Source organism: Psychrobacter sp. M17(2026) (assembly GCF_055699815.1).
On sequence record NZ_CM146741.1, the window covers coordinates 3076086 to 3088549 of the forward strand.

Genomic DNA, 12464 nt, shown 5'->3' on the forward strand with positions numbered 1-12464 from the left:
TTTGTAGCGTTAATTTCTGTAGATTTAATTAGTGTTATCAACAGATGAACTATCAGTCGCTTGCTTTTTACTTTTATCCTGCGGCATTAGCAACTTAGTAAAGAATTCTGACACATCATCCATCAAGGTATAAACCACAGGAATAACCACTAGACTAAGCAGCGTTGACGTTACCAAACCACCTAATACCGCTGCCGCCATCGGACGACGGAAAGTCGGATCAGCATCACCCCAACCGAACACTAATGGCAACATACCAGCGCCCATAGCAATTGTGGTCATAATAATCGGCCGCGCACGCTTGCGACAAGCATCAATAATAGCGTCGAGACGTGCAAGCCCACGATTTTGCGCGATGATAGCGTAGTCAACGAGCAGAATTGAGTTTTTGGTCGCAATACCCATCAGCATAATAAAGCCAATCATCGATGGCATCGATAGGCTGCTGCCCGTGATAACTAGACCTGCAAGCGCACCACCAATCGATAGTGGTAGCGCCATCAAAATAGTAAAAGGCTGCAATAATTTGCCAAAAAGTAAAATAAGCACCCCTAAAATACAAACAATACCAACCGACATCGCGATAATGAAGCCACTAAATAGATCAGCCATGTTCTCGGCTTGACCTTGTTCAACGATACTGATTGTTGATGGTAAATTCTGCATCGTAGGAGTCTGTTTGACCGCTTCTACTAACTCACCAAGCTCGCCATCAGCAGGTTGCACCGTGACACTAATAGCTCGTTCACGATCTAGGCGTTTGATCTGCGCAGGCCCTGTACCAAACTCTAAATCAGCGACTTCACCGAGACGCACGCCTTCGCTTGTCGGACGACTATTGAGCACGTATAAGCCTTCTAGCTGCGTAACGTTTTGTTTGGCGACATCAGGTAGACGCACCACGATAGGTATCTGACGCGTATCGAGATTGAGCTTGGAGAGACGCTGCTCATAATCGCCAACTGTCGCTATGCGTAGCGTTGAGGCGATATCTTGCGTCGTCACGCCTTTGTCAGCCATGGCTAATCGATCGGGAATGACCGTCAGCTCCGGTCTAGGTAAGCTTCGATCGCTAGTGACCGCTCCTGCGGCTGGTAGCGCACGCACCTCGGTCATAATTTTCTGAGCGGTTTGCTCCAAAATCTCTGGACTACTACTGGTTAAAGAGAAGTTATAGCCACTACCGCCGCCACTGCCTATACCAACGGTAAAGCGCGCACCAGGCACCTCTTCCATCAAAGCACTGATTTCACGTTCTATCGATTTTTTGAAAGCGCGTTCATCTCTCGCTACGAGCACGATATCTAGATTGGCAATGTTTTTGGCTTTGCTACCGCCGCTAGAGCCTGCCTCCATAGTGGCTTGTGCCTCTCCAACAGAGGTAAAAATGTTGCTAACCTCAGGCATTGCCAAGATACGGCTACTAGCCATTTCAGCGACGCGCTCAGTATCAGCCAGCTCAGCATCAGGCGTCAGCTCTATCGATACGCGCGTCTGATTGCCATTGTCATCTGGAATAAACGCCGTCGGCAATAGTCCTGCTAAGCTTAGTGAACCGACAAATAACAGCAGCGTTGTGCCCATGGTTATCCAGCGATGACTCAGTGTCCACGAAACCACTTTAAGATAGCCTGTCATGACTCTACTTTGCTTTTCGACTCGATGCTTTTCAGGCCGCAATATATAAGCCGCCATCATCGGCGTTATCAGACGTGCGACTAGCAAAGACATCACGATTGAGATAGCAGCCGTCCAACCAAATTGACGGAAGAACTGACCGACAACACCGCCCATAAAGGCCGTTGGTAAAAATACTGCGACCAGCGTAAAGGTCGTAGCCACTACTGCTAAGCCAATCTCATCAGCCGCTTCCATCGCCGCTTCATAAGGTGTTTTGCCCATTCGTAAATGGCGAATAATGTTTTCAACCTCAACGATAGCGTCATCAACTAATACGCCAACGACTAACGATAAAGCTAGTAGAGTAATAATATTAAGGCTAAAGTCGAATAAGTACATCCCTAAAAAGGTAGGAATAATGGACAGTGGTAACGCAACGGCAGTGACGATGGTTGCACGAATATTACGCAGGAATAAAAAGACCACGATGACGGCTAAGATACCTCCTTCGATCAGCATAGTGAGCGACGCTTTATAATCCTCTGCTACTGGTACGGCGCGGTCATAGACCTTTTCTATAGTAATACTACTCATCTCACTACTGAGTTTGGCAAGCTCGGCATCGACCCGTTCTGCTACTTCAACTTCACCATTACCACGCGAGCGTACAATGTTGAAGGCCACTACGGTTTGCTCATTTAACTTAGCCACTGAACTACGATCAGCCGGAGCATCGGTGATGGTTGCCATACGTCCTAGCGCTTGTGTCCCGCCTATCGGTACGGCAATCTGTAAATTGTTCAACTCGTTAGCGCGCTCAACTGCACCCAATACTCTGATAGTTTGCGTCGCATTACCGACTTCAGCCTCCCCGCCCGCACCATCTTGCTGAATACCTGCTATCTGCTGCGATAGCTGCACGATAGAGAGCTGTAATCCACTGAGCACGATAGGGTCTGCTGCAATTCTAATCTCACGCTGCAACCCACCGATACGATTAACCGAACCAACGCCAGGTATATCCGATAGACGCTTGGTAATCGTATCATCGACGAACCACGACAAATCCTCAACGCTCATATTGTCCGCAGCAACTGAATAGGTCACTACTGGAAACCCTGAGGTCGAGACTTTAGTAATAATCGGATCATTGGCAGCAGCTGGTAGATCGCCACGAATCTCATCGACTGCGGAGCGGATATCATCGAGCGCTTCTTGAATATCTTTTTCTAACACGAATTCAGAAACAATCGTTACCGCGCCTGTTTGTACGGTGGTACGGATATGATCGATACCATTGATACTGGTTAACTTGTTTTCAATCTTCTTAGCGACGTCGTTTTCTAGTTGGACGGGATCAGCACCAGGTAAGGTTACGGTCACTACTACAGACGGGAAATCAATATCAGGAAATTCCTGCACTTTCATCTGCCCAAAACCGTATATTCCACCCATGGTTAAGAGCACGAATAAAAGAATAGCGACTAGCGGATTTCGAATCGAATAAGCCGACGCATTCATACTCATGAGGATGCCTGCGCTGATTTCTGTACTGATTTTCGTACTGAGGCCGTTGAGTTTGTTGCTTGAGCTACGGCGCTAGCATTAGTGTTGGTTTCGCTATTAGTACTACTCTCGACCACACGTACAAGATCGCCTTCATTTAAGAAGCTACCACCTTGCTTTACTAAGCGACTATCTGCTGGTAACGGCTCTGCAATCGCAACATTTTCACCGAAGCGCGCGCCTAGCTGCACACGCTCACGTTTGACGCGCCCGACGGTTTTGTCATTAGTGGTTTTGATATCAGTCACTAGCATCACATAGTCGTAACCATCATTACTGATAATCGCACTATTAGGCACCGTTTGCATACTGACGCTACCTAATAAGAACTCGCCCGTTTGATACATGCCAGCTCGAGCATTACTACTATTAGCGAGACTGGCATAAATAGTAATTTGACGATTGTCACTGGCGGTTGGTGCGATACGGCGCACCTCTCCCATTACTGACTGTCCTTGCGATAGGCTCACTTTGACAGGCGTACCTATCTTTACCTCACCAATGAGCTTAGGATCGATATCCGCTTGCCATTCTAAGGTGCCGTTTTTGATAATAGTAAATAATGGCTCACCGCCTGCTACTTGCCCAACTTCGATTAGCTTTTCACTGATAATGCCGCTGACAGGCGCAGTGACTGTGGCGTTAGATAAGCTTAAACGCTGGCTACTGAGCCGTGCTCTAGCCGACTGTAGAGCCGCTTGCGCTCGTAGCTCAGAGGTACGATAGCGATCAGCCTCTTGACGACTAATAGCATCGATATCTATTAAAGGGAGTACTCTTGCGGCATCCGCTTTAGCATTAGCAAGGGTCGCTTGTGCTTCTGCTTCATCAGCCTCTGCTTGCAATATCTGCTGCTGCACCGCATCAGTATCAAATACAGCTAACACTTGACCCGCTTTGACACGCTGACCTTCTTCGACTAACACTTGCTCAATCGCCACGCCACTCACTTTAGCGCTGACATTGGCAGTGTCTTTCGCGCTAATCGTCCCGTCAGCGCTCAAAGTATTGCCGATATTATCTTGGCTTGGCATCACAGTTTCGACCGATAGTACTGTTTGCTCAGTACTAGTATCGCTGGCTGTAGTTACCGTTGAGGTTTCATCTGTCGCTGCTTTTTCAGCACTATCACTGCTACTATTGCCCCAATACCGACCTAATAGTACGCCCAGTACTAACATAGCGATCAACACTGGTATCAGCCATGATGGCTTCTTACTCGTTGATTTCTGTGCCGCTTCAGCTTGACGATACGGCGGCAGCTCCGTTTGCGCCTCTGGAAGGACTTTAGAAGTAGCAGGATCTTGATTATTATTAGGGTCTTGAAAGTCACTCATAATAGGTCTCTACGGACAAGCATAGTGATAAAAAAAGGGTTTAGCGATAGCTTTTATATAGGGGCAGTTTATCTTAATGACAGCCTTTAGCCTTATAGTCTATATTACTAACGAGTCAACTATCATCGCTATTTATGTCGTTATAGCATACGTACCATTTATCAACAAAAGACGAAGTAAGTATTTTACAGTAGTAGCTTTTATGTACAAAGAGATATGACTATTAAATAAAATAGCATTACTTCAAAGATAAAAACGCACACTCAAAAGAATGCGCGTCTCGTTGCCTACATTTTACCTAAAACAACTGACTAAAAACGATAACCCAGACCCAGATAGGTGATGTAAGGGTCAATATCGAGGTTGGTTTTTGATTTGATTAATTCCTCTCCTCTTTCGTTCTTTACAGTAATGGTGGTTTCGCTGTCTAGCTTGGCATAAGATAATGAGCCGACCGCAAACCATCGATCATTAAAGTCGTAAGTAGCACCTAGGGTAATAATAGGTGCAAGCGTGCTTTCAGCATCGACCTCTACTGTCATATCGCTACTAGATTTCAAGTCCTCTAGAGCAGCGCCTGCTTTATCGTCTTTGATATTTTGGATTTGATCGCCCGCTCTTTGCAAGTCTTGCTCGATGCCCTCATTGAGTTCAATATCATCAAAATAGGCATAGATGGCGCCTGCGACGACATACGGCCGGAATTTATTGACCCCCGATTTACCGAACTGATATTGCACGCCCGCTGCTGGTAACCAAGCGCGAGCTGTTGAAGCTACGCCATTACCTTGCGTTAAATCAGTGATAGGAATGTCTTTTTTGATATCAAATTCTGGTAGAATTGCCCCCACTCCACCAGCATTGACCCTGCCAGTCAACGGTGCAAAAACTTGCCCTTCACCTAATATATCTACCGTAGGAGGTATACCCGCTTTGAACTCCACCGACCAATTGTCGCTAAGATAATAGTTGAATAACAATCCTACCGTATCCGCATCATCCGCTTTGAGTCCAGTACCTGGGCTGCTCCAATTTTCCAAGCCATTAATTTCGACGTCGCCTGATACATCACCAAAAGTAGTTGAAGACAAATCAGTCTCTTCACCTCTAAAACTTGCTAACCCTATAAGAGTTAGACCTGTATTTACTGTCAATTTAGTGAGCTCACTTTGGTCAGGATCGATAACCTCTCTAACCGTTTTGATTTTGACACTACCGTTTTTAGCAACGGTGCCATCATTGATAGAGGTAGAGTTTTGTAAGGGATTGGGGTCACCTTGTGGCATAGCATGTAACCAACCAGCAGAGACTGAAAAGCGCTTAAAGCTGTCATCGGTCTTAAAATAATCAAATTCAGCAAAAGCGGATTGGCTAAGCAATAAAGAAGAGGTAATAGCACAGGCAAGAAGGGATAAGTGTTTCATAGAACGTCCTTGTATGAGATTTGGTTTATAAGATGAATGACACCATAAAATATATGAGTAATTCAGTAGGCTCTACAGATTTAACACCTGCGTACCCTCAAGACTCTAACCTCCTGTCAGAACCGAGTGATAAATTGACATACTATCATTAAGATATCAATATTAATTCGCGAACGAATAAATCAAATTCGGTGAAATTTGAGGTAAGCAAAATTATCGTATTGACCTCAAGGACAATGACGTACAAACAATGAGGGCTTTAGTAACGACTATTAGTAACGACTATTGTTTAATAAAATGACTGATGAGTATTCCAAAAACTAGAGATACGGTATAAAGCTCGAATGAGCACAAATAAGATATAAATTGAAACCAGAGAGGCAAGCAGATTTTGATAATCGATAGCTAGAGATGATTTGCTTTTTTATTAAAAATAAGACAGTGACAAGTTAGGCATTGGTATAGCGACTGGCCTCAGGCATCCAGCGATGAATGAGTTGACTGACGTCAGCTTTGCGAGTGCTGTCTGCAATCAAGTGCTTGGCGAGATGCTGCGCAATAGCGAATAGCTGCTCATCACGGATTAGATCCGCTAGATAATAGCCAATATTACCGGTTTGTCGTTTACCTAATAACTCTCCAGGTCCGCGTAGCTCTAAGTCTTTTTGGGCGATTACAAAACCGTCGGTACTATCGCGTAGCACATTCAAGCGCTCAGTACCTGTCTCAGAGAGTGGCTTTTGATACAGCAGCACGCAATAGCTCTTAGCCCGCCCACGTCCTACGCGCCCGCGCAATTGATGCAGTTGCGAAAGTCCTAAACGCTCAGCATTTTCAATGACCATCAGTGAAGCATTGGGGACATCGACTCCGACCTCGATGACCGTCGTGGCAATCAATAAATCTAATTCTCCAGCTTTGAACTGCTGCATAATCGCTTGCTTATCGACCGACTTCATCTTGCCGTGCACCAGACCAATGCGAATGTCTAAGCGCTCATTGAGATCCTCATAAGTCGCCTCAGCAGCCTGTGCATCAAGGACGCTAGACTCCTCTACTAACGAGCATACCCAATAAGCTTGTCTGCCCTCTTCGCAGTTAATAGCAATACGCTCAATCACATCGTTACGGCGGTTACGATCGATAGTGACGGTAGTAATAGGCGTCCGTCCTGGTGGTAGCTCATCAATGATAGAAGTATCCATATCGCCATAGACGCTCATCGCCAGCGTCCGTGGTATTGGGGTTGCGGTCATGATCAGCTGATGTGGCGTACTGCCAGCGACGCCTTTATTAGTCAACGCCATCCGCTGCTCAACCCCAAAGCGATGCTGCTCATCAATAATCACTAAACCCAACTTGGCAAATTGCACCGTATCTTGAAACAGTGCGTGAGTACCAACGACGATTTGCACCGTATTATCTACGACCGCTGCAAGTGATTCGCGGCGCTGCTTAGCCGTTTGTTTACCTGCCAGCCAACCCACGCCAATACCCAATGGCTCAAACCACTGCTTAAAGTTCAATAAATGCTGCTCGGCTAATATCTCAGTCGGTGCCATGACTGCCACTTGCCAGCCACTATCAAGCGCGTAGCCTGCTGCTCCTGCTGCTACCAAAGTCTTACCTGAACCAACATCGCCTTGTATTAGCCTGAGCATCGGAATAGAGGTTGCCATATCAGCGGTAATATCTTTTATGACTCTTTGCTGAGCGCCTGTCAGCTCAAACGGCAAGGCTGCAAACAACTGATCTGACAATGGGCTCTTATTAGCACATTTCGGCGCTTTAAACTTATGCAGTTGCTGACGCCGATACAATAGGCTGAGCTGATGCGCGGTTAGCTCTTCAATGATTAAGCGCTGGCAAGCGGCATGGCTGCGGGCCGTAAGCTGGGTTAATAGCTTATATTGCTGGTTAGCGTCAGTATAAGTTGGCGGGGTATGGAGGAGTACTAACGCTTCAAATATAGTCAGATTATAGACATTATTATTGATAGCGCTAGTCGCTAGACTACTGGTATTACTATGGTTATATATAGTAGGGCTAGCTTTACTAACACTGTTATTGGCACTGTCGTTGACGCTATTGTCAGGAACTCGACGCGCCAAGGTCGAAAAGATATCTTCTACATCCTCCTCAACTACAATAGGTTTTGTAGTCTCAAAAGGCGCTAATGGCAAGTCAGCGACTACCGCAAAATCCTCTCGTGTAAACAAGGTCATTGGCAAACCTTGAGAGCGCACGGTTTGTAGAGCCAATTTAATTAACGTCCGTAGTTTATTCTGATGTAAGCCCTTTACGGTCGGATAAATCGGCTGTAATCCAATATCAGTGAAGGCCGTATTGCCTGTGATGATTTGATATTCAGGATGATGTATCTGCTTACCATAACGGCTGACTTTGACTTCTCCGAATAGCTGCAACTCAGTGCCCAGACTCATAGTTTGCTCAAGGCCGCGATAGACTTTAAAGAATCGCAATCCCACTGTACCCGTACCGTCATCTATTATCACGGTCATGCCACTGCGCTTATTATCGACATGTACGACGCGTCCTTGAATGAGAGCCGCCTGCCCATGCGCAACATCATTTATAGAGACCAGCCGACTACGATCCTCGTAGCCACGCGGCAGATGCAACAGCAGATCAAATATACGCGCGATACCTAACTGCGTCAGCTGATCGGCGACCTTTGGCCCAACCCCAGGCAGCGCTGAGACTGACATATCTAGCGCTGAAGATTCACTATCCACGGGAGTGTTTATCGTCTGTATAGCAGGTGTTGGCATCGAAAGTCCTAGTCATATAACTTTTAGAATTAGATTAGCATATCGACAGAGTTTTGCAGAATGAATAAATGACCTTTTATATAAATAATGAGTTATAACTAGGGCGTGTTGAAATTCAAACAGATATCACTAATGTCGTGTAGGCTGGCGCTTTAGCTCAGCAAACCATTATGCAAAATCACAATAGCGGATAATTTAATAGATTATGCTAAGCTACTACTGGGAATAAAAATTTAATACTAAGGCTTTTTATGGCGAGTGTCTCTTTGATTAGATCTATTGTCTATACCAGCTTATTTGGTGCATCAGCTCTGCTAATGAGTGCCTGTAGCACTACGACTCCAGCTATTATACCTATAACGCCAGTGGTAGAAGCGCCGCGCGTGGCTTTAGTGCTAGGCGGTGGCGGGGCTAAGGGTTTTGCGCATGTTGGTGTGATTAAGGCTTTGGAAGAAAGCGGCATCACCCCAGACATAATAGTAGGTACTAGCGTTGGCAGCTTAGTGGGTAGTCTCTATGCCAGCGGGATCACTGCTAATCGACTTGAGCAATTAGCCTTAACAACCGCTGATAATGAGCTGATTGATTTTACTTGGTCCAATCAAGGTTTTATTGAAGGCATTAAGCTTAAGAATTTTATTAATACCAATGTCATGGGACAGTCTATAGAAGATTTTCCGATTAGCTTTGCCGCGATTGCAGCAGACAGAGACACTTTAACCAAAGCCGTTTTTAGCACAGGTAATGCTGGACTTGCTGTACAAGCTTCTTGTAGCGTGCCCAATATATTTATCTCGCCACGCATTCCCGAAAAAATCGGTAAAAAATACATCGATGGCGGCGTGGTCAGCTTAGTACCCGTCGATAGCGCCTTTGACTTGGGCGCAGATATCGTCATCGCTGTCGATGTAACCGCTACTGATAGCAGGGCGCCAAAGACATCTAGTCAGATGTTGAATATTAAATCATTAGGCAGCTTTTGGGGTTTGTTAGAGCAAAACTTAACCACGAACACCACCAACGGCAAGCGTGCTAATACAGAGCTGAACCGTGCCGATATCATTATTACGCCAAAAGTTAGTCATATCAGCTCATTAGATACCAGCCAGCGCCGCGCTTTAATCGCCGCGGGCAATCAAGCAACCACCCTACAAATTGCTAATATTAAGCAGTTGATTACGGATAAATCCAAAAGCAAATATGCGAAGCTATAAAAAAGCACTACCCTAAAAAAGGATAGTGCTGCATGTTAAAAGTTGGGAACTATTATTAATTTAAAGCACTGTTAATTTAAAGCACTGTTAATTTAAAACGTCGTTAATTAAAAGACAGTTAAACTATCTATTTAACGCGCGCACGATACTTAACCATCACCGTGTCATTGAGACCCACGCCTTCTAGATTCCAGCGCACTGACTTGTAAAACTGTAAAGGGATCTCTTGATTTTGACCATTCATCTGGCCACGTAATGGCATCCGCGCAAAGGTGCTGTTATCAACACTTGCAAAAGCGAAGTCTGGTGCTACGCCGCCCAATAACTCAACTTGCTGAGGAATACTCATCGTAACCGTCATTTTACGTACACGATCAGCGTTATTATTAGTGAAATATCCATGATACTCCAACACATTACCTGACTGCAGACGAGTACTATTAGTGACTGGCGATAACGACTCCAGACCATTAGCATCAACAGTGATCAAGGATGCCGTAATTTTACTGCTTACTGCTTGCGCATTTGAAGCACTGTTATTTGAAGCGCTACTAGCGGCTATTTGCATAGCTATAGGATCAGCTGCTCCCTCTGGCGTTGGCAACATAGCTGAGGCTTGAGTGACAACCATAGCGCCAACTAGCGTACCAGCAACGATATGAAATAAGCGATGACCACTCCAAGCGGCGAAAGGATTAGCAAAAGAATTGGTTTTTTTCATGATATTTGAGATTCCTAATTAAGATATCGATAAAACAATAAGGATAAATACGGCGTCTTACAAACTAAAAATACAAATTAAGAAATAGTGGCGATTGTTTTAAATTATTTATATTCGAGAATATTCAGATTTAAAGTCAAGTATATAGCATAAAGATTAGGGTACAGCGCTTAGCATAACAAAAACTTTTTCTTAACACATTAACCCCGTGTTGAGGTTGTGTATAAAACAACTATCTACCTATTAGGGCTCACTATAATAACCGACTTGCTAAAATAAAAAGATAGCTCATAACTATAATTTTTGCTATGGTAATTCTATAATTGACAAGAATCTAGTCATTAAAAATCTGACTGTTAAAATACAGTTATTAAAATCGTCGTTGTTAAACTTGTTATTAAACTACAGCTATCCCCTTTTTCTCTCTACTACTTACTGTCCCTACTATGATGACTTGCGCCATGCCTAAGATCAACCCAGAATACGTTCATTGGTTCCGTAACTCGGCACCTTATATCAATACCCATCGCGGCAAGACTTTCGTGATCATGTTCGGTGGTGAGGCGGTCAAGCACCCTAACTTTAGTACCCTTATTCACGACTTTGCGCTACTGCATAGTTTAGGTATCAAGCTAGTACTCGTACATGGGGCGCGCCCGCAAATCGAGCACAACCTCCAAGAGGCCGGTATTGACTCGCCCCTACATAGAGATATTCGAGTCACACCGCGTATTGCTATGTCACCGATTCTGCAAGCGGTTGGCGCTATTCGTTTGCAAATAGAGGCGCAGTTATCCATGGGCTTGGCCAACTCCCCTATGTACGGCTCGCGTATTGATGCGGTGTCGGGTAACTTTGTTACCGCACGCCCCTATGGCATCCGTGATGGCGTTGATTATCAGATGACGGGTGAAGTACGCTCCATCGATATCGATGCCATAAAAAACAACTTAGCTCATAATCATATCGTGATACTAGGATCAATGGGCTTTTCAGCGACGGGCGAAGTGTTCAATCTATTAGCTGAAGACGTCGCGCTTAGCGCAGCGGTAGCCTTAGAGGCAGACAAGCTTATTTTCTTAGGAGAGGAAGCTGATATTAATGATAATGGTCGCCCGCTGCATGAGATGATCCCTAATGAAGTCGATCGCTTTTTACGTGAGCGTGATGTCAATAATGAGATAAATTATTTCTTGCACTGTGCAAGTAGTGCCTGTCGTCAAGGCGTTCATCGCACGCACATTATCTCTTATGCCAAAAATGGTGCGCTATTAGAAGAGCTGTTCACCCGCGATGGTTCAGGGACTTTGATCAGTCACGATCCTTACGAAGAGATTCGCCATGCTGATATCGATGATGTGGTGGGATTGACTGAATTGCTTGCACCGCTAGAGGATCAAGGTATTTTAGTAGCACGTTCTCGCGAGCGCTTAGAGCAAGAGATTGATCGTTATAGTGTCATTGAGCGTGACGGCATGATTTTAGGCTGCGCTGCGCTGTATCCATTAGATGATAGCTCAGCAGAAATCGCTTGTGTCGCCGTACATCCTGATTACCGTAATGGTAGTCGCGGTACTGATTTGCTGGCGTTTTTAGAGCAGCAAGCGCGTAGCCACGGACTACACAAACTATTTGTATTAACCACGCGTACCGCGCATTGGTTTGTGGAGCAGGGTTTTGCAGAGGTTGATGCTGACAGCTTACCTGAGGCGCGCCAGCAGCAGTACTATAATGGTCGCAACTCAAAAGTGTTTCAGAAAAAGCTATAGCTTGCACTTTTAAGCAGTTAT

Annotated in this window: 7 protein-coding genes; 2 read left to right on the forward strand and 5 right to left on the reverse strand. The window is 45.2% G+C overall.

Annotated elements, in window-relative coordinates:
• Positions 1–24: 24 nt before the first annotated feature.
• The 4 genes from ACR63T_RS13080 to recG form a co-directional block, all read right to left on the reverse strand.
• The gene (locus ACR63T_RS13080; RefSeq protein ID WP_472784262.1) at positions 25–3147 is read right to left on the reverse strand and encodes an efflux RND transporter permease subunit; all 3123 of its coding nucleotides are present in this window, start codon (positions 3145–3147) and stop codon (positions 25–27) included.
• The gene (locus ACR63T_RS13085) at positions 3144–4523 is read right to left on the reverse strand and encodes an efflux RND transporter periplasmic adaptor subunit (protein WP_472784263.1); all 1380 of its coding nucleotides are present in this window, start codon (positions 4521–4523) and stop codon (positions 3144–3146) included. The genes ACR63T_RS13080 and ACR63T_RS13085 overlap by 4 nt, the downstream gene beginning before the upstream one ends.
• A gap of 311 nt (positions 4524–4834) precedes the next feature.
• Positions 4835–5947 carry an OmpW/AlkL family protein gene (locus ACR63T_RS13090; protein WP_472784264.1) on the reverse strand — a complete coding sequence of 371 codons (1113 nt, stop codon included), beginning with the start codon at positions 5945–5947 and terminating at the stop codon, positions 4835–4837.
• 449 nt (positions 5948–6396) lie between these two features.
• Positions 6397–8739 carry an ATP-dependent DNA helicase RecG gene (gene recG, locus ACR63T_RS13095; RefSeq protein ID WP_472784265.1) on the reverse strand — a complete coding sequence of 781 codons (2343 nt, stop codon included), beginning with the start codon at positions 8737–8739 and terminating at the stop codon, positions 6397–6399.
• A 251-nt stretch (positions 8740–8990) separates the two neighbouring features.
• Here recG and ACR63T_RS13100 point away from each other — a divergent pair, with 251 nt between their 5' ends.
• A complete protein-coding gene (locus ACR63T_RS13100; protein ID WP_472784266.1) occupies positions 8991–9953 on the forward strand; it encodes a patatin-like phospholipase family protein in 963 nt (320 codons plus the stop codon).
• 127 nt (positions 9954–10080) lie between these two features.
• Here the strand turns inward: ACR63T_RS13100 and ACR63T_RS13105 are convergent, their stop codons facing one another.
• Positions 10081–10674, reverse strand: a complete 594-nt coding sequence (locus tag ACR63T_RS13105; RefSeq protein WP_472784267.1) for a hypothetical protein — start codon at positions 10672–10674, stop codon at positions 10081–10083.
• A gap of 446 nt (positions 10675–11120) precedes the next feature.
• On the opposite strand from ACR63T_RS13105, the gene argA reads away from it, so the two are divergent.
• Entirely contained in the window at positions 11121–12443 is a 1323-nt protein-coding gene (gene argA, locus ACR63T_RS13110) for an amino-acid N-acetyltransferase (RefSeq protein ID WP_201570580.1), read from the forward strand.
• Positions 12444–12464 lie beyond the last annotated feature (21 nt).

What these genes read in the sequence shown, in the direction of transcription:
- recG (WP_472784265.1), bottom strand. Translation starts at nt 8,739, where the DNA reads ATGCCAACACCTGCTATACAGACGATAAACACTCCCGTGGATAGTGAA.
- ACR63T_RS13090 (WP_472784264.1), bottom strand. Translation starts at nt 5,947, where the DNA reads ATGAAACACTTATCCCTTCTTGCCTGTGCTATTACCTCTTCTTTATTG.
- ACR63T_RS13080 (WP_472784262.1), bottom strand. Translation starts at nt 3,147, where the DNA reads ATGAGTATGAATGCGTCGGCTTATTCGATTCGAAATCCGCTAGTCGCT.
- ACR63T_RS13085 (WP_472784263.1), bottom strand. Translation starts at nt 4,523, where the DNA reads ATGAGTGACTTTCAAGACCCTAATAATAATCAAGATCCTGCTACTTCT.
- ACR63T_RS13105 (WP_472784267.1), bottom strand. Translation starts at nt 10,674, where the DNA reads ATGAAAAAAACCAATTCTTTTGCTAATCCTTTCGCCGCTTGGAGTGGT.
- ACR63T_RS13100 (WP_472784266.1), top strand. Translation starts at nt 8,991, where the DNA reads ATGGCGAGTGTCTCTTTGATTAGATCTATTGTCTATACCAGCTTATTT.
- argA (WP_201570580.1), top strand. Translation starts at nt 11,121, where the DNA reads ATGATGACTTGCGCCATGCCTAAGATCAACCCAGAATACGTTCATTGG.